This is a genomic window from Marinovum sp. PR37 (assembly GCF_028807375.1).
Taxonomy (GTDB): domain Bacteria; phylum Pseudomonadota; class Alphaproteobacteria; order Rhodobacterales; family Rhodobacteraceae; genus Marinovum; species Marinovum algicola.
Map to the genome: position 1 here is coordinate 63,367 of NZ_JARAML010000016.1, position 21,425 is coordinate 84,791.

Annotated in this window: 22 protein-coding genes; 15 read left to right on the top strand and 7 right to left on the bottom strand. The window is 65.6% G+C overall.

Going from position 1 to position 21,425, the window contains the following annotated elements:
• Window positions 1–314 precede the first annotated feature (314 nt).
• Together PVW49_RS14250 and PVW49_RS14255 are read left to right on the top strand one after the other, a co-directional pair.
• A complete protein-coding gene (locus PVW49_RS14250; RefSeq protein WP_074837922.1) occupies window positions 315–635 on the top strand; it encodes a c-type cytochrome in 321 nt (106 codons plus the stop codon).
• A gap of 120 nt (window positions 636–755) precedes the next feature.
• Window positions 756–2,027, top strand: a complete 1,272-nt coding sequence (locus PVW49_RS14255) for a PQQ-dependent sugar dehydrogenase (protein ID WP_048535847.1) — start codon at window positions 756–758, stop codon at window positions 2,025–2,027.
• Between the two features lie 50 nt (window positions 2,028–2,077).
• On the opposite strand, the gene PVW49_RS14260 is transcribed toward PVW49_RS14255, so the two are convergent.
• Window positions 2,078–2,740, bottom strand: coding sequence for an SH3 domain-containing protein (locus PVW49_RS14260; protein WP_274590856.1), 663 nt, complete (start codon window positions 2,738–2,740; stop codon window positions 2,078–2,080).
• Between the two features lie 362 nt (window positions 2,741–3,102).
• On the opposite strand from PVW49_RS14260, the gene PVW49_RS14265 reads away from it, so the two are divergent.
• From PVW49_RS14265 to PVW49_RS14290, 6 genes are read left to right on the top strand one after another with little or no spacing between them, the layout of a single operon-like run.
• Window positions 3,103–4,128 (top strand): TRAP transporter substrate-binding protein, encoded by a 1,026-nt coding sequence (locus tag PVW49_RS14265; RefSeq protein ID WP_274590857.1) that lies wholly within the window; start codon window positions 3,103–3,105, stop codon window positions 4,126–4,128.
• Between the two features lie 58 nt (window positions 4,129–4,186).
• Window positions 4,187–4,708, top strand: a complete 522-nt coding sequence (locus PVW49_RS14270) for a TRAP transporter small permease subunit (protein WP_048535851.1) — start codon at window positions 4,187–4,189, stop codon at window positions 4,706–4,708.
• Entirely contained in the window at window positions 4,705–6,018 is a 1,314-nt protein-coding gene (locus PVW49_RS14275) for a TRAP transporter large permease (protein ID WP_274590858.1), read from the top strand. Before PVW49_RS14270 ends, PVW49_RS14275 begins: the two co-directional genes overlap by 4 nt.
• Window positions 6,015–6,149 (top strand): hypothetical protein, encoded by a 135-nt coding sequence (locus PVW49_RS14280; RefSeq protein ID WP_274590859.1) that lies wholly within the window; start codon window positions 6,015–6,017, stop codon window positions 6,147–6,149. Before PVW49_RS14275 ends, PVW49_RS14280 begins: the two co-directional genes overlap by 4 nt.
• 14 nt (window positions 6,150–6,163) lie before the next feature.
• Complete coding sequence (araD, locus tag PVW49_RS14285) at window positions 6,164–7,894, top strand: L-arabinonate dehydratase (RefSeq protein ID WP_274590860.1); 1,731 nt, start codon at window positions 6,164–6,166, stop codon at window positions 7,892–7,894.
• Window positions 7,895–7,899: 5 nt separating this feature from the next.
• Complete coding sequence (locus tag PVW49_RS14290) at window positions 7,900–8,724, top strand: IclR family transcriptional regulator domain-containing protein (protein WP_074837844.1); 825 nt, start codon at window positions 7,900–7,902, stop codon at window positions 8,722–8,724.
• A 32-nt stretch (window positions 8,725–8,756) separates the two neighbouring features.
• Here the strand turns inward: PVW49_RS14290 and PVW49_RS14295 are convergent, their stop codons facing one another.
• Genes PVW49_RS14295 through PVW49_RS14320 form a run of 6 tightly spaced genes read right to left on the bottom strand, consistent with a single transcriptional unit; the run spans window position 8,757 to window position 13,612 of the window.
• Window positions 8,757–9,626, bottom strand: a complete 870-nt coding sequence (locus tag PVW49_RS14295) for a MurR/RpiR family transcriptional regulator (RefSeq protein ID WP_274590861.1) — start codon at window positions 9,624–9,626, stop codon at window positions 8,757–8,759.
• Between the two features lie 12 nt (window positions 9,627–9,638).
• Window positions 9,639–10,457, bottom strand: coding sequence for an MBL fold metallo-hydrolase (locus PVW49_RS14300; RefSeq protein ID WP_074837849.1), 819 nt, complete (start codon window positions 10,455–10,457; stop codon window positions 9,639–9,641).
• Window positions 10,447–11,382: an NAD(P)-dependent oxidoreductase gene (locus PVW49_RS14305; protein WP_074837851.1), complete on the bottom strand. Its 936-nt coding sequence runs from the start codon at window positions 11,380–11,382 to the stop codon at window positions 10,447–10,449. Before PVW49_RS14305 ends, PVW49_RS14300 begins: the two co-directional genes overlap by 11 nt.
• Window positions 11,379–12,335, bottom strand: a complete 957-nt coding sequence (locus PVW49_RS14310; RefSeq protein WP_244526546.1) for a shikimate dehydrogenase family protein — start codon at window positions 12,333–12,335, stop codon at window positions 11,379–11,381. Before PVW49_RS14310 ends, PVW49_RS14305 begins: the two co-directional genes overlap by 4 nt.
• Window positions 12,335–12,979 carry a bifunctional 4-hydroxy-2-oxoglutarate aldolase/2-dehydro-3-deoxy-phosphogluconate aldolase gene (locus PVW49_RS14315; protein WP_074837855.1) on the bottom strand — a complete coding sequence of 215 codons (645 nt, stop codon included), beginning with the start codon at window positions 12,977–12,979 and terminating at the stop codon, window positions 12,335–12,337. The genes PVW49_RS14310 and PVW49_RS14315 overlap by 1 nt, the downstream gene beginning before the upstream one ends.
• A 12-nt stretch (window positions 12,980–12,991) precedes the next feature.
• Window positions 12,992–13,612: a glucose-6-phosphate isomerase gene (locus PVW49_RS14320; RefSeq protein WP_074837857.1), complete on the bottom strand. Its 621-nt coding sequence runs from the start codon at window positions 13,610–13,612 to the stop codon at window positions 12,992–12,994.
• Between the two features lie 316 nt (window positions 13,613–13,928).
• On the opposite strand from PVW49_RS14320, the gene PVW49_RS14325 reads away from it, so the two are divergent.
• The 7 genes from PVW49_RS14325 (at window position 13,929) to PVW49_RS14355 (ending at window position 21,414) form a co-directional block, all read left to right on the top strand.
• The gene (locus tag PVW49_RS14325) at window positions 13,929–14,813 is read left to right on the top strand and encodes a carbohydrate ABC transporter permease (protein WP_274590862.1); all 885 of its coding nucleotides are present in this window, start codon (window positions 13,929–13,931) and stop codon (window positions 14,811–14,813) included.
• Window positions 14,813–15,829 carry a carbohydrate ABC transporter permease gene (locus tag PVW49_RS14330; RefSeq protein ID WP_048535866.1) on the top strand — a complete coding sequence of 339 codons (1,017 nt, stop codon included), beginning with the start codon at window positions 14,813–14,815 and terminating at the stop codon, window positions 15,827–15,829. Before PVW49_RS14325 ends, PVW49_RS14330 begins: the two co-directional genes overlap by 1 nt.
• A gap of 26 nt (window positions 15,830–15,855) precedes the next feature.
• A complete protein-coding gene (locus tag PVW49_RS14335; RefSeq protein WP_274590863.1) occupies window positions 15,856–17,286 on the top strand; it encodes an extracellular solute-binding protein in 1,431 nt (476 codons plus the stop codon).
• A gap of 72 nt (window positions 17,287–17,358) precedes the next feature.
• Window positions 17,359–18,438 (top strand): ABC transporter ATP-binding protein, encoded by a 1,080-nt coding sequence (locus tag PVW49_RS14340; protein ID WP_274590864.1) that lies wholly within the window; start codon window positions 17,359–17,361, stop codon window positions 18,436–18,438.
• The gene (locus tag PVW49_RS14345) at window positions 18,438–19,928 is read left to right on the top strand and encodes a xylulokinase (protein ID WP_274590865.1); all 1,491 of its coding nucleotides are present in this window, start codon (window positions 18,438–18,440) and stop codon (window positions 19,926–19,928) included. Before PVW49_RS14340 ends, PVW49_RS14345 begins: the two co-directional genes overlap by 1 nt.
• Window positions 19,925–20,587: an HAD family hydrolase gene (locus tag PVW49_RS14350; RefSeq protein WP_274590866.1), complete on the top strand. Its 663-nt coding sequence runs from the start codon at window positions 19,925–19,927 to the stop codon at window positions 20,585–20,587. The genes PVW49_RS14345 and PVW49_RS14350 overlap by 4 nt, the downstream gene beginning before the upstream one ends.
• Window positions 20,584–21,414, top strand: a complete 831-nt coding sequence (locus PVW49_RS14355; protein ID WP_274590867.1) for an aldo/keto reductase — start codon at window positions 20,584–20,586, stop codon at window positions 21,412–21,414. The genes PVW49_RS14350 and PVW49_RS14355 overlap by 4 nt, the downstream gene beginning before the upstream one ends.
• Window positions 21,415–21,425 lie beyond the last annotated feature (11 nt).

The window sequence follows — 21,425 nt, forward strand, 5'->3', positions numbered from 1 at the left end:
CAGAGCGCCACACAAGTCAAAAGCGTCGAAAGATGACTGCATCGACATGTCGGCGCGACGCCGGCCAGGACGGCAGCTTTTCGCGCCGCACCGCATGACGTGATTGCAAACACACCTATAGATGGAATTCCTTTGCGCCGTCGAAAATGCCGCTCTAGGGTTTGATTTGTGGAACGGGGGATCCATGTCTTTCTGTCAATCGATGGCGGTCGCAGCAGACCGGCAACCGTATAACCCGGGGAGGGGGTGAAGACGTGAGCAAATCTTCGATTTTTTTATTCTGTCTGACACTGACGCTTGCGTCGACGCAGGCGATGGCGGGGTCGAGCGCCGAAGATACCGAGGCAGAAGGCGCCACCAGCGAAGCGGCGGCAGATCAGGCCGACTTCGATCCGGCAGCGGGTGAAGAGCTCTACATGAAGGAATGCCGCGCCTGTCATGGCCCGACCGCCAAGGGCGTGTCGAGCTATCCCAAGCTTGTCGGCCAGTCCGCCGAATACCTCGTCACCATGCTCGAAAGATACCGGTCCGGCGAAAAGATCGGGCCGAACACGATGCTGATGGCGCCCCGCGCCCGCAAGCTGTCGGACGAGGACATTGGCGACGTCGTCGCCTTTATCACCTCGCTCGAATAACGCCGGCACAAGGCGGACCGGCACGGGAGGAGTGACCCGAACCGGAGATAACAATCAGACAGGACGTTCAGCACGCACATTTCCGATCGAGCGGTCATATATCACAAGGGAGGAAGTTTAATGCTTAGTCTACACCAATCATTTGCACTGGCAGTGGCGGTGGGCGCCGCCGTGGGGGCGACGCCGGCCCTGGCGCAGAACACCTCGAGCCTCACGCATTCCGTGGTGATCGAGGGCCTGGAAAACCCGTGGGACATGGCGTTCCTGGGCGATGGCACCATGCTGTTCACCGAGAAATGCAAGGGGCTGTCGGTGCGCATGCCCGATGGCAGCGTCAATGCGCTGCTCGGTATGGGCGGTGTCGAAGGCTACAACTCGGCCGAAGAGGACCTGTTTTGCGAAGGACAGGCCGGCATGATGGGGGTCGCCTTCGATCCGAACTTTGACGAAAACCGCCGGATCTATGTCTATGCCACGTCGAACATGTCCGATCCGCACACCAACCGGCTGATGCGTTTTGTCGTCAACGAGGATTTCAGCGGCGTGTCCGAACGCACCGACATCGTCGATGACGTGCCTTACAAGATGGCCGCCTCGGATCACCCGTTCGGCGGGCCCGGCGCGCACAACGGCGGGCGCGTCCGGTTCAACCCGGTCGATGGTTACCTGTATCTGACCACCGGCGACAACCACAACAGCGAGATCCCGCAAAGCCCGACGATGATGGGCTCGAAGGTGATCCGCATCGACACCGACGGCAATGCCGCCCCGGAAAACGCGCCGCCAGAGGGCTTTGACAAGCGGACCTATACCTATGGCCACCGCAACGTTCAGGGCATCGCCTTCAACGCCACCGGCACACCGATCACCGCCGAGCACGGACCCTGGCATTCCGACGAGATCACGGTGCTGGAAAACGGCGGCAACGCCGGCTGGGATCCGCGACCGAACATGGCCGGACGCGACGATTGCCCCGACGATTATTGCGGCTACAGCCCCAATCAGGCCGAAGGCATGAACCGTTTCGAGCGGGCCGCCTACATGCCGATGACCGACTTCGAGACCTATCCCGACGCGATGCCGCCGATCTGGAACAACAACGGCTGGTCGCAGGGCACCTCTTCGGCGGCCTTCCTCACGGGCGAGGCCTGGGGCGACTGGAATGGCGCGCTGGTCGTGGGCATCATGGGCATCGGCTTCGGTGGCACGCCGATCGGCCAGCGGATCGACGTGATCGAGCTGACCGAGGACGGCACCGAAGTGGTCGATGTCACCGAAATGACCCTGCCGGACGGCATGGAGCCCGGGCGCTTCCGCTCTCTGGTGACCGGGCCGGACGGCAGCCTCTATGCCGCCGTCGATGAGGGTGTGATTCACAAGCTCACACCCTGAGGCATGACTTCGAGGCTGCGCCAACTTCGGCTGGCGCAGCCGATCCGCGATCAATTGCCGAACACGAATTCCCCGGACAGAACAAAGCGCTGGTCATCGACGCGCAGGTGATGCTGCCCGCCGTCGAGCCGCCAGTCGGTGTCGGTGCCAACCCCCGACATCGTGGCATTGGCGGCCACGAACTCTCCGTGCAGGAAATACAGATGCCGCGCGAAGCCGTTGGCGAAGGTGGCCACGACGGTCGCGTCGCCGCCGGTGCCCCGCGCCACCTCGGCGCGGCACAGTCCCAGCGCCTGACCGCGTTCCTGGGCGCAAACGATCTCGCCGCTGGCGTCGAAATCGCCGGCGCGGGCCCGGCGAGGCGAGCTGTCGAGGCCCATTGGCACGGCTCCGTCCGGCCCCGCCGCCGGTGCCAGGTGGCGACCGGGCACAAAGACGCGGGCCCCGCCGCGAAACCTCCGCACCTCGCACCAGGGCGCACCGTCCGCCAGCGTACATCCGAGGTTGGCCAATATCGCGCCGTCCTGCACCACGCCGACCGGTTCCGCCGTTTCCGAAGGCCCAGCCCGGGCTGTCACCGGGCCGCCGACGATCTCGAACCGCCGCGGACCGCCGTCGCTCGCGGCCGGCGGCACCTGCGCAAGCGCGGCGGCGGCGCAGCCCAGGGTCAACGCGCCGACGGCGAGGCCGCGAAAGAAAGCTGTGACCGGCATGAGGCGCTCCTCGTCATCGGGCGCGCAACCTGACGCGCCGCATCTGCACCATGGTGCGCCAGTGACGCAGCCAGGGCAAACCCGGATTGCTGCCGCCCGTGTAAACGCAAAACACGCATTATGTTAAGCGCCGGGTGCCACCTGAAGATTCAAATCCTCCGTCAGCGCCTTGTCACATTCCGGTCACGCGCGGCACGCCATAAGGACGGCGGATCATGTCATCGAAACATAGCGGCCAGCCTCGGACAACAGGACAGCCACCACGGCATGGCGTGCGATATTCGCACTGCGATGCGAACTATTTGACGCAGACCCCGGCCACCGCAATACCTGAGCCCAGATATTTCGGAGGAGAAAAACCCATGAATTTTCGAACGTTTGCCGCCGGCGCAGTTGCGCTTGCTCTGGCCGGGCCGGCCATGGCCGAGACCACACTGCGCATCCAGACCGCCCAGAACGCCGGCGATTTCGTCATGTCGCGGCTGCAAGACATCTGGGTGCCGAAACTCGAAGCCATGAGTGGCGGCGAGTTGACGGTCGAACTTCTGCCCACCGGCGCCGTCGTGCCGCACCGCGAAACCCCCAAGGCGGTCTCCGCCGGGATCATCGACGGCCAGATGACCACCGCCAACTACTTTGCCGGTCAGGATGCCGCCTTTGCGCTCTTTGGCGATCTGATTGCCGCCTATGACAGCCCCGATCAGGGCCAGACCTTCTGTCGCAACCACAAGGGCCGCGAGGTTCTGCAACAGCTCTACGACAAACACTTCGGCGCCAAGCTTCAAGTCATCGGCTGCGGGCCCTACGCCCGGGAAGCGCTTGTCGCGACCGATCCGATCCGCACCCTGGCCGACATCAAGGGCAAGAAGATCCGCGCCCCCGAAGGCCTGGCCGCCGAGGTGTTCGGCGAGGTCGGCGCCACACCGGTGAGCCTGCCGTTCAGCGAGGTCTACACCTCGCTGGAAACCGGGCTGGTCGATGCGGCCGATGCCAGCGCGCTGGTCAACAACGAGGCGCTGGGCCTGCACAAGATCGCGAAATCGCCGATCTATCCGGGCATCCACTCGCAGGCGGTGCACAGCTTCTCGATCAACAAGGCCAAGTGGGACGGATTGAGCGAACAGCACCGCACCATCCTCGAGGTCTGGTACAACGCGGCTTATGACGACATCCGCCGCGCCGCCGATCTCGAAGACCGCCAGACCGCGGCTGATCTCGCCAGCCGCGACGGTTTTGAAATCGTCGACTGGTCGGCGCAGGATCGTCAGGCGTTCCGCGACGCCGCCCGCATCGCCTGGGAGCGTGCGGCCGAACAATCCGAGGATGCGGCGATGGTCTATGAGGCGCAAAAGGATTACCTGCGCCTGATCGGCCTGCTGAACGACTGATAGATTGCCAGCCGGGCCGGAGCGTCTGCTCCGGCCCTTTGCCGTGGAAGGACATCGGATGCAAGCGGCCAGCCTGCTCATCTCGCGGCTCAGCATTGCCATCGGCTATGCCTGCGCCCCGCTCTACTTCGTTTCGCTGCTCGTCGCCGTGCGCGAAGTCATCATGCGCTATTTCTTCAATGCCCCCTCGGACTGGGCCTTCGAGGTCACGCTGACCCTCTGCGCCGTGGCCTGGGCGCTGTCGGTGGGATATGTCGGCCAGCAAAACCGCCATATCGCCATCACCTTCCTGCACGATCTCGCCGGGCCCGCGCTCCGGCGGGTGCTGGATGTGGTGACGCTGGTGCTGACGGCCCTGGCCTTTGCCGCCCTTGCCTACGCCACCTTCGAGCCGGCGCTCGACGCCTTTACCCGGATCGAGCGGACCGGCAGCGCCTTCAACCCGCCGATGCCGGCAATCCTGAAACCGATCCTCTGCGCCTCGGCCCTGCTGGGCGTGGTCCAGTCCCTTGCCAATCTCGTGCTGGTGCTGACCGGCCAGACGCCGCCCGCGCCCGAGCCGGAGGATATCGCGCTATGAGCATCGCCCTTGTCACCGCCCTGATCGTCATCGCCCTTTTGGCGCTGATGGTGCTGGGAACGCCGCTGGGCGTGGCCACCCTGCTGGTCTCCGTCGCCACCTCGCTGATCTATTTCGGTCTGCCGGGCCTGTTTCTGGTGTCGAGCAACGTCTACCATGTGCTCGAGAATTATTCGCTGGTCGCGGTGCCGCTCTTTGTCTTCATGGCGGGCATTCTCGAACGCTCCGGCATCGCCGAGAGCCTGTTCGACGCCATGGCCGAGCTTGGCGGTTCGTTCCCCGGATCGCTGGGTATTCAGACCTGTGTGGTTGCCGTCTTTCTCGCCGCGATGAGCGGCATCATGGGCGGCGAGATCGTCATGCTGGGCATGATAGCCCTGCCGCAGATGTTCCGCCTGGGCTATGACCGCAAGCTGTCGATCGGCATCATCTGCGCCTCGGGCGCGCTGGCGACGCTGATCCCGCCGTCGATCGTGATGATCGTCTATGGCGTCACCGCCAATGTCTCGATCTCCGACCTCTTCCTCGGCGGCACCGGCCCCGGCCTGCTGCTGGCCTCGATCTACATGCTCTATATCTACAGCCGTGCCCGGATGAACCCGGCGCTGGCCCCGGCCCTGCCCGAAAAAGAGGGCCCCAGCGGCCCGCGCAAAAGGGCCGCCATCAAGGCGCTGATCGCGCCGCTTTTTGTCATCACCAGCGTGATGGGCACGATCTATTCCGGCATCGCCTCGGTGACGGAGGCGGCCGCCATCGGCGCCTGCGCCGCGCTCCTGGTGGCGTTGCTGCGCAGACGGCTGAGCTATGGCATGATCCGCGACACCTTTCGCCAGACGGTGCTGACCGTGGGTTCGGTGGTCTGGCTAGTGCTCGGCGCGGTCTCGCTGGTGGGCATCTACAACATCATCGGCGGCAGCCGTTTCCTGCAAGGCGTGCTCGAAGGGCTGGACTGGCACCCGCTGCTTGTGGTCCTGTTGATGATGGCCATCGTCTTTGTGCTCGGGACCTTCATGGAATGGATTGCCATCGTCTTTATCACCGTGCCGATCTTTGCGCCGGTGGTGGTGGGCTTCGGCTATGATCCGATCTGGTTCGGGGTGCTCTTTGCGATGAACATCCAGATCTACTATCTCTCGCCGCCCTTCGGCCCGGCCTGTTTCTTCCTGAAAAGCGTGGCGCCGCGCGAAGTCACCCTGCAAGAAATCTTTGCCTCGGTCTGGCCCTTCGTGCTGATGCAGATCGCCGGATTGCTTCTGGTGCTCTTCTTTCCGCAAATCGCGCTGTTTCTCCCGGAGGTTCTGGCAAAATGAGCCCTGACGATCACCCCCGCCCCGAAACCCGGCTGAGCCGCCGCGCCAGCCTCGCCTCGGACATTGCCGGCTATCTGCTGGCCGGCGCGATCATCTTCGCGATGTTCGCCCTGTCCGGCTCGCTCTCCTGAAGAATGGACGCCCCATGACCAAGACCCCCGAAGATCTCCGCTCGCACCGCTGGTTCGGCGACCCCGGCCTGCGCACCTTCGGCCACCGCTCGCGGATGCGCCAGATGGGCTATGACCCGGAGGATTGGGAAGGCCGGCCGATCATCGCGATCATCAACACCTGGTCCGACATCAACCCCTGCCATGCGCATTTCCGCCAGCGCGCCGAGTCGGTCAAGACCGGCATTCTCCAGGCCGGGGGCTTTCCGCTGGAGCTGCCCGCGATCTCGCTGGCCGAGCAATTCGTCAAACCTTCGGCCATGCTCTATCGCAACCTCCTGGCGATGGAGACCGAAGAGCTGATCCGCTCGCATCCGATCGATGGCGTGGTGCTGATGGGTGGCTGCGACAAGACCACGCCGGGCCTGCTGATGGGCGCGATCAGCATGGATGTGCCGGCGATCTACCTGCCTGCTGGGCCGATGCTGCGCGGCAACTGGCAGGGCAAGACGCTGGGCTCGGGCTCGGACAGCTGGAAATACTGGGACGAACTGCGCGCTGGGCAGATCACCGAGGAGGATTGGCAAGGCGTCGAACGCGGCATTGCCCGCAGCTATGGCCATTGCATGACCATGGGCACCGCCTCGACGATGACGGCGATTGCCGATGCGCTGGGGATGACCCTGCCGGGCGCCTCGTCGATCCCCGCCGCCGACAGCAACCACATCGCCATGAGCAAGATGGTCGGCCGGCGCATCTGCGAGATGGTCTGGGAGGATCTGAAACCCTCGGACATCCTGCGCGAAGGCTCGGTCGAAAACGCCATCACCGTGGCCATGGCGATGGGCTGTTCGACCAATGCGATCATCCATCTGATCGCCATCGCTCGCCGCGCCGGGGTCGAGTCGACACTGGAGGATTTCGACCGGCTGAGCCGAGTGGTGCCGGTGATCGCCAACGTCCGGCCGAGCGGCAAGGAATATCTGATGGAAGACTTCTTCTACGCCGGAGGCTTGCCGGCGCTGATGACCCGGCTGACGGATCACCTCGACTTGGCGATGATTTCGGTCACCGGCCGGCCGCTGGGCGAGGATATCGCCACGGCCCGGGTGTTCAACGACGATGTGATCCGCCCGATCGACAATCCGATCTATGCCGAGGGCGCGCTGGCGGTGCTCAAGGGCAATCTGGCGCCGCAGGGCTGTGTCATCAAACCCTCGGCCTGTAGCGAGAAATATCAGAACCACACCGGCCCGGCGCTGGTCTTCGACGATTATGCCGAGCTCAAGGCACAGATCGACCGTGACGATCTCGACGTGACCGAGGACAGCGTTCTGGTGTTGCGCAACGCCGGCCCGGTCGGCGGCCCGGGGATGCCGGAATGGGGCATGCTGCCGATCCCCGGCAAGCTGGTCAAGGCCGGGGTGCGCGACATGCTGCGGCTGTCGGATGCGCGGATGAGCGGCACCAGCTACGGCGCCTGCGTGCTGCATGTCTCGCCCGAGGCGCATGTCGGCGGGCCGCTGGCGCTGCTCAAAACCGGCGACATGGTGACCGTCGACATCCCCGGCCGGCGCATCCACATGGAGGTCTCCGACGAAGAGCTGGCGCAGCGCCGCGCCGCCTGGACCGCGCCGGAAGACCCCTATCAGCGCGGCTTCGGCAAGATGTACATGGCCCATGTCAGCCAGGCGCACGAGGGCTGCGATTTCGATTTCCTGCAAACCGCCGCCGGCGCGCCGGTGCCGGAACCCAAGATCTTCTGAGCGCGATGACAAAGCCCCGGCCCGCCGCCTTTCCCGAAGACGCCATGCGCGACGCCCCCAAGGATTACTCGCTGACCCTGGCCAAGGGCATGGCGATCCTCGAGATGTTCTGCCCCGAGGTGCAGCGCGTCAGCTTCCAGAGCGCCGCCACCCACCTTGGCACGAGCCGGGCCACCGCCCGGCGGCTGATCCTGACGCTTCAGGCAATGGGCTATCTGGAAAAGACCGGCACCGGCGATTACGCGCTGACGGCCAAGAGCCTGGGCATCTCGCGCGCCTTCCTGTCGGGAAATTCGATCCTGTCGATGCTGGCCGAACAGGTCCGCCAGCTTGCCGCCGAGATCGATTGCCCCTGTTCCATCGTCTCGCTCAGCGGGCCGGAGGTGATGTTTCTCTGCCGCGACCCCTCGCGCCGGGTCTATGCCTCGCAATTGGCGCTCGGGGACCGGCTGCCGGCCCATGCCTCGGCCGGGGGCAAGCTCTTGCTGGCGACCAAGACCGACGACGATCTGCGCGCCTGGTGCGCCCGCCACGCGCCGCAGCCGCTGGCGAGCAGAACCATCACCGACCCCGAGGCGATGCTGGAAGACGCCGCCCGCACCCGCGCGCGCGGCTATGCCACCACCGATGGCGAGCTGGAGGACGGTCTTGTCTCCATCGGCCTGCCGGTGCGCGATCATCAGGGCGCGATCCGCCTGGCGCTGGTGGTGTCGCAATTCGCCAATCGCATGTCCGGCAAGGCATTCGTCGGGAAATTCCTGGCCCCGACCCGCGCCGCAGCCGAGCGCATCTCGGCCACCTATGCCGATTACCTTCGCCACAACGCCTGACTCGCGAGCGCCAGGCCGGGCCGGGCCATCGGCTAAGGCGATCCGCGCCGCTGTGCCAGACGTGCCTTCATTCGGGTGATGCGCTGATGATGCGCTTCGTCGCGGCGCAGGCTGACGGCGGTCGACAGGATGTCGATCACCACCAGATGCGACAGCCGCGACACCGTGGGGGTGAACAGATCGGTGTTTTCCAGCGTCTCGACCACAAGCGCCACGTCGCAATGATCAAGCATCGGGCTGGGCTGACCGGTGATACCGATGGTGCCGGCGCCGTTTTCCTGCGCGACCTGAAGTGCGGTGACGATCTCGCGGGTGTGGCCGGTGTTCGACACCCCCACCGCCACATCGCCGTCGCCCAGCATCTCGGCGGTCATGTACATCTGATGTGCATCCGCCGGCGCGCCGCAGGGCGTGCCGAAGAGCGGAAACTTCTGCTGCGCGTCCCGCGCCACGATGCCCGAGGCGCCAAACCCGAAGAACTCGATCCGCCGCGCCCCCGCCAGAAGATCGACGGCGGCGCGCACCGCCTCCTGGTCCAGCTTGCTCTGCGCCCAGTTCAGGTTCGACAGGTTGTAGTCGAAAATCTTGGTCATCACCGCGCCCAGATCATCCTCCGAGGTGATCGCGGTATGCGATGTGGTGCGGGCAAAGGCCATCGAGCGCGCCAGCTTGACCCGCAGATCGCGAAATCCCTCGCAGCCGATGGCGGCACAAAACCGGATCACCGTCGGCTCGCTCACCCCCGCCGCTTTGGCCAGCTGCGCCAGCGTCATGGAGACCACCTCGCCCGGCGCCGCCAGCACCACTTCGGCGACGCGCCGGTCGGATTTGCGCAGTTCATCCTTCTGCCGCAGCACGGTCTCCAGCAGATTGTCATCCAGACCGTTGGCTGCGTGATCCATCAAAAGCGTCCTTCAATGCCCGATCCGCAAGTGGTGGCCTGCGGTGGGGCGGATGATCCTCGGGGTGGTCGACCGCGCGGCGGCGGCATCGATGGCGCCCGGGTCCAATGTGTTGAAGGCGAACATACCGAAGTGATGCGGTACGAGAAAGGCGCATTCGCGGGCCAGATGCCGGGCCTCCTCCAGCGTGAAATTGCCCGGGATCCTTGCCGCACGCCGCACCGCATCCCGGCCATTCACCGGCAAGAGCGCGATATCCGGGGCAAAGCGCTGAACCCGGGCATCGAGATCGGCAAAGGGAACGCTGTCGCCGGAGTGATAGAGCCGCACCCCGGGCACCGCGATGCCGTAGCCGAGAAACCTGTCGCGGCCCATGTCGTCGCGCGCGCGCACCTCATGCGCCGCCGGGAACACCTCGAGCGTCAGCCCCGGCAGCGGCACCAGCCGGTCGTCGGCCTGCACCGGGCGCAGCTTTGCCCCCGGCCCGATCCGGTCGCGCGCGATCTCTTCGACGGCGGCCGGCACCACGAACGGCAGATCGGGAAACCTCTCGCGCAGCGGCCCCAGAGTCTCGGGATCCATGTGATCGGTATGGGCATGGGTCACCAGCACCAGATCGGGCCGGGGCAACGCGGCCACCGATACCGGCGCGGCCATCATGCGAAGATGCGGATAGGCCGTGCCGGCATATTTCCGCGCCAGGCTGTCCGACAGATAGGGATCAATCAACAGCCGGTGCGCGCCGGTGTCGATCCAGAACCCGGCCTGCCCGAGCCAGAACAGCCCGGGCGTGCCGGTCGCAGGAAAGCCGGGCGCCGATTCAAGCCGCATGGCGGGAAAGCACCTGCAACAGATGATCGACGGCGCAGCGCGTCGACCGCTCCACCGATTGCCGCGTGAAACCGCCGATATGCGACGTGGTGATCACACGCGGATGACGCAACAGGCCCGTCATCTGCGGCGGTTCCTGGTGGAACACATCGGTGGCGTAGGTGCCGACCCGGCCGCTGTCGAGCGCCGCGATCATCGCCGCGTCATCGACCAGCCCGGCCCGCGCGGTATTGACCACCACGGCCCCCGGCGCCAGCAGCGCCAGTTCCGCACCGCCGAGTACCGGCCGGCCATCCGTAGGCATCGGCGCATGCAGGCTGACGACGCCGGCGCCGGCCAGGGTCCGGGCCAGATCGCCGCGCAGAAACGCCGGATGTGCCAGCCTGTCCTGCGGCGCGAAGGGATCGAATCCGCGCACCTCGGCTCCGAGCGTCAGACAGAATTCGGCAAAACTCGCGCCGATCGCGCCGAGGCCGACGACCCCCACCGCCGCGCCCTGGATCTCGGACCCGGTGCGGCGCGGCCACCGGCCCTCTTGCAGCCCGGCATGGGTCGGCACGATGTCGCGCAGCCCCGAAAGCGCCAGCGTCAGCGCCAGTTCCGCGACGCCGCGCGCATTGGTGCCTTCGGCCCGGCGCAACGCGATGCCGCGCCGCTCGAGCGCCGCCAGCGGCAGGTTGTCGATGCCCGATCCGTTTCGGCTGATGACGCGCAGATCGGTCGCGGCCTCGATCACCGCCTCCGACACCGGCTCGACCCCGGCCAGCCAGCCGACACAGCCCGGCACCGCGGCCAGCAGCGCCGCCTCGGACGGGGTTTCGCCGGGCGCCGGCATGACCAGTTCGAATCCGGCCTCTTCCAGCGCGGCCAGCGCCGGGTGACCGCCGGAGGACAACGAGCGGGGCGTTATCAGGATACGGCTCATGACGTCCGCCCCGTGGCCTCGGCGGCGATGCGCGAGATCGCATCGAATTGCGGGCCGGAGGTGGCGACCTCGATGTCGAAGACCTCGGCGATCACCTGGGTCCAGCCGTGGATGAAATAGGTCCAGCCATCCTCGATCTGCACCGCCTTTTCGGCCTGTTGCGCCCGGGCCTGATCGAGAAACACCAGATCGCCGCGATAGTTCAGCTCCCAGGCCACGCCATCCCGGGGGAACGGACCGTCAAAGGTCAGGGGCGAGCCCGGCGCATCCTTGCCCAGACCGGTGGCGTTGATCACCAGCGATCCGGGTGCCAGACCCGCCATGGCGCGGTCATTGTCCTCGGGCGTCTCGGCGACGACATATTCACAGGGAATGTCGCTGCCGATCTGCGCATGGATTTCGCGGATGTGATCAAGCCGGGGCGCACTGCGATTGGTCACCACGATGCGGCGCGGCCGGTTGGCGCCGCGCGCGGCCTGCATCAGATGCCAGGTCAGCGCGATGGTCGAGCCGCCGGCGCCCATCGACAGCACCTCGGCCCCGGTCCTGGCAAAGTGATCGGCGGGCAGAAAGCCATCCAGCGCCAGCCCGGAAGAGATCGGATCCTTGGCGTGGCAGATCAGCTTGCCGTCGCGTTTCGACAGGCAGGAGGTCTCGGACATCAGCGCGGCATGGGGATCGATAACGTCGAACATGTCGCGGCAGGCGGCCAACAGATCGAGCTTGTGGGTGGTGACCAGCGCGCCGAGCGACAGCGGGTCAGCCTTGAGAAACTGGACGACCGCGCGGTAATTTTCGGACGTGTCATGCGGCACCATGTCGATGCCCTTGATCTCGACATCGCCGAGACCGAGGTACTCGGCCCATTTCGGGAACACCCGCATGATCGAGGAACTGCCGGTGGTGACACCGATGAAATAGAACGTCGGGCGGGTGGCGGGGGTCAGTTGCATCACGCCCCCCGAATGTCGCGTACGCGCGCCACGGCGGCGCGGGCGTTTTCGGTGATGACGTACCAATTGCCGGCCGCGATGTCATCGCGCCGGGCAATCCAGGTGCCGCCGACCGCACGGACCTGCGGCAGTGCCAGCCAGTCAGGCAGGTTCTCGGGCGTGACGCCACCGGTCGGATTGAATCCGATGCCGGTGTGGGCGTAAGGCGCAGCGATGTTTTTCAGCATCGACGGCCCCCCCGCCGGCATCGCCGGGAAAAACTTCACCATCTCGCAGCCATTCCGCAGCGCGATCTGAAGCTCCGAAGGGCCCATGATGCCCGGCGCGAACGGCAGGCCAATCCTGGCGGCATGGGCCAGGACGGCGGCATCGATCCCCGGCGACAGGGCAAAGCGCGCGCCGGCCGCCAGCGCGTCGTCGGCCTGGGCCTCGGTCAACACGGTGCCGGCGCCGACAATCATCTCGGGGCGCTCGGCGGCGATTTTCGCGATGACATCTCGCGCGGCCTCGGTGCGAAAGGTGATTTCCGCCACCGGTAGGCCGCCGGCGATCAGCGCATCGGCCAGCGGCAGGGCCGCCGCTGCGTCGTCAATCGCGATGACCGGCACGACGCCGTAGGTGGAAAGCGTGTCAAAAATGCTCATGAGGTCTGTCCGTCAGTCGGTGGTGGCATAAACGCGCGCAATTTCTTCGGCGGCGCGGGGGCGGTAGGTGGGATTGTCGATCGCGGCCCAGCCGTCGCCGTCGGCGACGATACGCTTGGCCATGCCGCCGGCGCGGGCGATGATCTCGTAGTCCTGGCCGCTGTCGCCGGGGTAGCAGAAGCTCATCACCAGCGGCTCGGGGCCGGTGTTGACCGAGCGGTGAATCCACAGCGGCGGCACATAGACCAGGGTCTTGGGCCCGATCTCGACGATCTCGGTCGCGCCTTCGGGGGTTTCCAGCAGCATCACCCCCTGCCCGCTTTCGCCGTAATAGGTCTCGGGCCGGTTGCCGCGGGCGTGGATATGGCCGCGGGTCATGTAGTATTCGCCGCCGATCTGCCCCGGCTCCATGAAGGTGGTGCCAAAGATCAGATCGCCCCGGGTCGTTGCCGGGCGGACCTCGTTGACGGCATAGACGATGCGCCCGCCCGCCTCTTGCGCCGCACGGTCGAACGCCGGCGCATCGGCATAGAGCCCGGCAAGATCGCGCAGGCGTTTCTCGTACCGCCCGGTGGCATGGCTCATCGCGCCTGTCGCCGGGTCGATTCGATGCGCTGTCGGTGGCTGGTGCATGGTAGGCTCCCGTTCCAATTTGGTAGTGAACCTACAGAACTGGCGATCAGGCCGCAATGCATTTCTGTAGCCAAACTACCAAATGATGCACGGACCTCGCTGTGCGCAAAACCGTTTTGACTATGAGGATATCGAATTTCACTATCTATATTAGCGATTTAGGCGAGAATGTGTCACCTCGGCACCCGATGCGAGCCGCACTACAGATGCTGGAGATTTTCACCTTTCCTCTGCACTTTCTGTAGTTATGCTACTTTTTGATGTTGATTTCGACCCCGGACTGCGGCAAGTTGCCCGGCAACGGAGGACACCTGACATGAGCCAAACCCCACAGCCTGACAGGGTGAAGTACGCCTTCATCTTTCCGGCCTTCCTGCTGGTGCTGACGATCACGCTTTTTCCGCTGATCTACGCCCTTGTCGTCTCGTTCCAGACGATCCGGATCGTGCCGCCGGTGCCGCCGAAATTCGTGGGTTTTGACAATTACGCCGAGATCCTGGCTTCGGCCCGCTTCTGGGGCTCGATCCAGGTGACGGCGGTGATCGTCTTTGTCTCGGTCGCGCTGCAATATGTGCTGGGCTTCGCGCTGGCGCTGACCCTGCATCACAATGTGCCGGGCGCGAGCCTCTACCGCGTCAGCTTCCTGCTGCCGATGTTCCTGGCCCCGGTCAGCGTAGCGCTGATTGCGAGGATGCTGTTTCACCCGGTGCTCGGCCCGGTGAACGAGTTCTTTACCCTCTTCGGGTTGGAAAACCTGCCGTTCCTGACATCGCCCAGCTTCGCCATCGCCACGCTGATTACCGTCGAGATCTGGCAATGGACGCCCTTCGTGGTGCTCTTGATGCTGGCCGGGCTTCAGGGCCTGCCGTCCGAAGTGTTCGAGGCCGCCCGCGTCGACAACGTCTCGGCCTGGCGCCGGTTTCGCGACCTGACCTTCCCGATGCTTCTGCCGCTCTCGGTGGCGGTGGTGTTCATCCGCCTGATCGAAGGCTTCAAGATCATCGATACCGTGTTCGTGCTGACCGGGGGCGGGCCCGGCACCTCGACCGAAACGCTGACCCTCTTCGCCTACAACGAGGGTTTCAAGAAATTCAACATCGGCATGACCTCGGCGCTCAGCTTCCTGTTCCTGATCGTGGTGATCCTGTTCGGCACGCTCTACCTCGCCGCGGCGCAACGCATGATCCGGAGATACCAGTGATGGACCGTACAACCTTTCGCCGCCTTGGCCTCGGCCTCGCGCTGATCTGGCTGGCCTTCTGCCTGTTTCCGCTCTGGTGGGTGCTGGTCACCGCCTTCAAACCGCCCGCGGCGGTGAGCGGCGGCGCCACCTATATCCCCTTTGTCGATTTTCAGCCCACATGGCAGGCCTTTCGCGATGCCTTTTCCGGGGTGCGGGGCGATTTTGCCGGGCCGATCTTCAGCTCGCTCGCGGTGTCGCTGGTCTCGACCGCGCTGGCGGTATTCCTCGGGGCGATGGCGGCCTATGCGCTGGTCCGGTTCGAGTTCCGCATCCGCCTGCTGGCCGGGCTGGTCTTTGGCGTGCTCTCGATCGGCGGTTTTGCCCTGCTCAACCAGGGCGCAGGCCTCTCGGTGCCGCAATCGCTGGGTCTTGTCATGCTCATCGCCCTGCCGGTGGCGATCTGGCTCAATGGCCGTAACCTGCCCGGGCCGGTGCTGGGCAATGACGATGTGACCTTCTGGTTTGTCTCGCAGCGGATGTTCCCGCCCATCGTCTCGGCCTTTGCGCTGTTCCTGCTTTATGCCGAGATGAACAAGGCCGGGGTGCGGCTGCTCGACAGTTTCCCGGGGCTGGTCGCCGCCTATACCGCCTTTGGCCTGCCCTTCGCAGTGTGGCTGATGCGCGACTTCTTTGCCAATGTCCCGGTCGAGGTCGAAGAGGCCGCGATGGTCGACAACATCGGGCGCATGCGGATCTTTTTCCAGATCGTGCTGCCGATGTCCAAGCCCGGGCTGGTGGCCACATCGATGATCGTTCTGGCCTTCATCTGGAACGAGTTTCTCTTTGCCCTGCTGCTGACCTCATCCAAGTGGCAGACCCTTCCCATCCTCATGGCCGGACAGAATTCGTCGCGCGGCGATGAGTGGTGGGCAATTTCCGTGGCCGCGCTGATTTCGATCATCCCGATGATCGCGGTCGCCATCTTTCTCGGGCGCATGATGCGTTCGGGGTTTCTTGCCGGCTCTATCAAGTGACGGCGTTTCCAGGGAGGAAAATCCACATGAAAAACCTGATGCTCGCCACCGCGCTTGTGCCGATTGCCGGGCTGGCCAGCGCGGCCTGCGCCCCCGATTATTCCGGCGTGACGCTGACCGTCTCGACCCAGAATGGCCCCTTCATCGCCTCGGCGCTGAAAACCGCCGCCGACAGCTGGCAGGAAAAGACCTGTGGCACCGTCGAGATCGTCGAATTTCCCTTCTCCGAGCTTTATCCCAAGTTCCTCACCGCGATGAGCCAGCAGACTGGCGATTTCGACGTCATCGGCTTTATCCCCGCCTGGGCGCCGGATTTCGCGCCCTTTCTGTCGACCATGCCGGCCGAGATGCAGCAGGGCCCGGCCTGGGAAGACATTCACCCGGTCTACCGCGAACGGCTGATGTCCTGGGGTGGCGAGGTGAAATCGGCGACTATGGACGGCGACATGCACATGCTGAACTATCGTGCCGACCTGTTCGAAGACGAAGCAAACAAGGCGACGTTCAAGGAACAATACGGCTATGACCTCGCCGCGCCGGTGACCTGGGATCAATATTACGACATCGCCGAATTCTTCACCGCCTCGGACGCGGTGGATTTCGGCACGGCCGAGGCCTACCGCCGCGGCGGCCAGCAGTTCTGGTATTTCTTCAGCCACGCCGCCAGCTACACCAACAACCCCAACACCCCCGGCGCGATGTTCTTTGATCCCGAAACGATGGATGCGCAGATCAACAACCCGGGCTGGCTCAAGGCGCTGGAGGATTACAAGCGCGGGCTGGAGTTCAATCCGCCGGGCGCGCTCAACAATGGCTCGGGCGACGTGCGGCCGCTCTATTCCGGCGGCACCGTGGCGATGAACATCGACTGGGCCGACAGCGGCGTTCTGGGGGCGACCGAAGGTGCGATTGCGGGCAATGTGCGCACCGCCGTCCTGCCCGGTGCGACCGAAATCTGGAACTCGGAAACCGAGAGCTGGGACAGCTTCGACAGCCCCGTCGCCTCGCCCTTCCTGGCCTTTGGCGGCTGGCAGCTGGCCGTCCCGGGCGACAGCCGCAACAGCGAGGCGGCCTGGTCTTACGTCGCCGAGGTCACCAGCCCCGAGGTCTCGGGCCAGGCCATCGTCACCGCCAACACCGGGGTGAATCCCTACCGGCTGAGCCACTACGAGAATCTCGACAATTGGTCGGCGATCTTCACCCCGGCAGAAGCCAAGAGCTACCTGACCGCGCAGCGCGCCTCGCTGGATGCCGACAACGTGGCACTTGACCTGCGGCTGCCGGGCTTTTTCTCTTATACCGAGGTGCTGGAGATCGAACTGTCCAAGGCGATTGCCGGCCAGGTCGAGCCGCAGGAGGCACTGGATGCCATTGCCGCCGAGTGGAACAAGCTGACCGATGAATTCGGCCGCGACAACCAGCTCGCTGCCTATCGCGCCGCGATGGGCCTCGACTGACCCTTGCCTCCCCCGTGGTCCCGCCCCTTCGGGCGGGGCCGCATCAGCGCCCGAATGACCGAGGAGAGAGCCATGCTCGACACCGCCGCAACGCCGCATATCGTCTTTGATCAGATCACCAAGTCCTATGGCGCGGCCCAGGTCGTGCCGCCGCTCGATCTGACCATCAACAAAGGCGAATTCATTGTCCTTGTCGGCCCCTCGGGCTGTGGCAAGACGACCACCCTGCGCATGCTCGCCGGGCTGGAAACCGTGACCAGCGGCCAGGTGCATATTGCCGGCGCAGACCTGACCCACGCCCGCCCCGGCGAACGCGACTGCGCCATGGTGTTTCAGAACTACGCGCTTTACCCGCATATGAGCGTGCGCGAGAATATCGGCTACGCCATGAAGGTGCATGGCACCCCGAAAGCCGAGATCGACGCCCGGGTCGACGAGGCCGCCCAGCTTCTGGGGCTGGAACCTTACCTCGACCGCAAGCCGCGCAATCTCTCGGGCGGGCAGCGCCAGCGGGTCGCCATCGGCCGGGCGCTGGTGCGCCATCCGCAGGTCTTTCTGTTCGACGAACCGCTGTCCAACCTCGACGCCAAGCTGCGCGTGGAAATGCGCACCGAAATCAAGCTGTTGCAGAAACGCCTTGGCACCACCGCCGTCTATGTCACCCATGATCAGGTCGAAGCCATGACCATGGCCGACCGCGTCGTGGTGATGCGCGCCGGGGTGATCGAACAGGTGGATGCGCCGATCCGGCTTTACGAGGAACCGGCCAACCGCTTTGTCGCCAATTTCATCGGCTCGCCGGCGATGAATTTCTTCGAGGTCGCCACCCGTGACGGCGCCGCCTGGCTCGATGGTCAGCGTCTGCCGCTATCGTCCGAGGCTTTCGCCCGCACCGGCGCCCGCGAACGCGTCAACCTCGGCATTCGGCCCGAACATATGGACGGCGGCGACCAGCCCGAAGCGCTCACCCTGCGCTGCGACACGCTGGAGCCTCTGGGCGCCCATACACTTGTGCTGGGCCACATCGGCGGGGATAAGATCGTGGCCCAGGTCGCGCCGCGCTTTCCGGCGGAACCGGGCCGCGACTGCACCGTGCAGGTCGATATGAGCAAGGCGCATTTCTTCGACATCGACACCGAGACAAGGCTTTGATGACCCGCGATCTCTATCTTGCGATTGACGTCGGCACCGGCGGCTTGCGCGCCGCCCTGGTGGGCCGCGACGGGCGCATCCTGGCACTGAGCCACCGCGAGCACGAGCAGATCGTGCCGCAATTCGGCTGGTCCGAGCAGCGGCCCGCCGATTGGTGGGCGGGCACCCGCGCGGTGGTGCGCGCGGTGCTGGATGAAGTCGACGCTGCCGCCAGCCGCGTCGCCGCAATCTGCACCTGCGGCCAGATGCATGGCACGGTGCTGATCGACGACGCCGGCGCGCTGACCCGCGATACCGTGCCGTTATGGAACGACAAGCGCACCGCGCCGCAGGTCGCGGGTTTTGCCGCCCGGACGGATCCGGCCGAGGTGCTGCGCCTGACCGCCAATCTGCCCGCCACCGCCTGGCCGGCCTTCAAACTGGCGTGGCTGGCCGAAAACGATCCGCAGACGCTGGCCCGCGCCAGCAGCGTGCTGATGCCCAAGGACTGGATCAACTTCTGCCTTACCGGCCGCTGCGCGCAGGATGTGACCGAGGCCTCGCTGTCCTTTCTGATGGACTGCCGCACCCGCAAATGGTCGGACGAGATGTGCGCGCTGACCGGCGTCGACCGCGCGCTTCTGCCCGATCTGCATGCGCCGCAGGACATCCTCGGCCCGCTCCTGCCGCAGGTCGCCGCCGAACTGGGGCTCTCGGCCGATATCCCGGTGCTGGTCGGCGCCGGCGATTATCCCCTGGCGCTCACCGGCTCTGGCGTGATCGCGCCTGGCATGGGCTCGGATGTCACCGGCACCTCGACGATCATCACCCTGATGCATGAGGCGCCGGTGATCGACGCCGAAATTTCCAATGTGCTCTCGGCCAGCGGCACCTGGGGCGCGATGACGTTGCTCGATGCGGGCGGCGATGCCGTTCGCTGGGCACGCCGGGCCTTTCACGGCAATGCCCGCAGCTATGCCGAGATCGCCGCCGACGCCGAAGCGGCGAACCCCGGCGCCGACAAGCTGTTTTTCCTGCCCTATCTCTCGGGCGAGCGCCATCACCCCGGCTCGCGGGCGCAGTTCTTTGGCCTGACCGCCGGCCATGGCCTGCCCGAATTGCACCGCGCGGTGCTCGAAGGGGTGGCGCTCGCCATGCGCCTCCGGCTGGACGGGTTGCAGGGCGATGCCGGTCGCCCGGAGCGCATCGTGGCCGCCAGCGGCGGCGCGAAAAACGCGCTCTGGCTCAGGATCAAGGCCAGCATGTTCGGCGTGCCCTACCTGGTGCCCGAAGAGCTGGAATGCGGCGTGGTGGGCGCGGCAATGCTGATGGCGACGGCCACCGGCGATGCGCCCGATCTCGCCCACGCCGCCCGCCGCATGGTGCGCTACGCCCATGAGATTGCCCCCGATCCGGGCTGGGCCGACACCTACAATCGCATGGCACCGGTCTTTCATCGGCTGTACCACACGGCCAATGACATCTATCCGGAGCTGGACAAACTGCCATGAGCACCCCGACACGCGCCATCCTGTGGGACATGGACGGCACCCTGATCGACAGCGAACCGGCACATGAGGCGGCTTTTGACAGCGCCCTGCGCGAGACCGGCCTGACCGTGCCCGAGAGCCTGCACGCCGACCTGCTGGGCGCCAGCGGCGACACGGTCTTTGCCGCGCTGCAAGAGGCCACCGGCACACCGCTTTCGCTGGCCGACTGGACCCGGCTCAAACATCGCCATTTCGAACATCACGCCCGCGCCATCACCCGCCTGCCCGCCGCCGCATTGGCCGAGCGGCTGGCGGCGCGCGGCGTGCCGATGGCGCTGGTGTCCAATTCCACCGCCGAAGAAGTGGCGTTCTGCCTGCGAACCACCGGCCTCGACACGCTGCTGACCACCGTCGTCACCCGCGCCGACGTGTCCCAGGGCAAACCGGCGCCCGAGGGCTATCTGCTTGCCGCCCGGCGCCTGGGTGTGGCGCCGCAACAATGTCTTGTCGTCGAAGACAGCCCGACCGGCGCCGCCGCCGGCTGTGCCGCCGGCATGCAGGTGATCTATCATCCGCAGTTTCCCGACCCTTCCCCGCCACCGGGCGCGCGCTATGTCGCCCCCGACCAGCCGCCGGTGCCGCTGATCGAGACATTTCTGACCCAGAAGGATCCCTTATGACCGACATTCGCCAACTTCCCCTCAACGACGACCGACACCTGCCGCAACTGGGCATCGGCGTCTGGCAGATCGACGATACCACCACTCCCGGCGTGGTCAGCACCGCCGTCGAACTGGGTGTGCGGCTGATCGACGGCGCCTTCATCTATGGCAACGAAGCCAGCATGGGCGAAGGCATCCGCCAGGCCCCGGTGTCGCGCGACGCGCTTTTTGTCACCTCAAAGGTGTGGAACGCCGACCAGGGCTATGACAGCGCCCGCGCCGCCATCGACGGCAGTCTCGGGCGGATCGGGCTCGATTACCTCGACCTCGCACTGATCCACTGGCCTTGCCCGGCGCGTGATCAATATGTCGAGACATGGCGCGCGCTGATCGACGCCCGTGCGGCCGGCAAGGTCCGCTCGATCGGGGTGTCGAACTTCAACCCCGACCACCTCGACCGGCTGATCGACGAGACCGGCGTCACCCCGGCGGTCAATCAGATCGAGATCAACCCGCGGTTCCAGAACGCCGGGGTGCGCGCCGCCAATGACGCGCGCGGCATCGTATCCCAGGCCTGGACGCCCCTGGGCAATGGCAAGTCCTTCGACGCTCCCGCCATCCGCGAGGCCGCCGCGCGCAGCGGCAAGAGCCCGGCGCAGGTGATCCTGCGCTGGCATGTCCAGCTGGGTCATTCGGTGATCCCGCGTTCGACCAAGCGGGACCATCTGGCCAGCAATCTCGACGTGATGGATTTCGAGCTGACCGGGGCCGAGATGGCCGCCGTCGCCGCGCTGGAGGCCGGCGCGCGGTGCGGGCCGGACCCGGAAAGCTTCGAGGCCGAGTGAGCCCCCGGCCG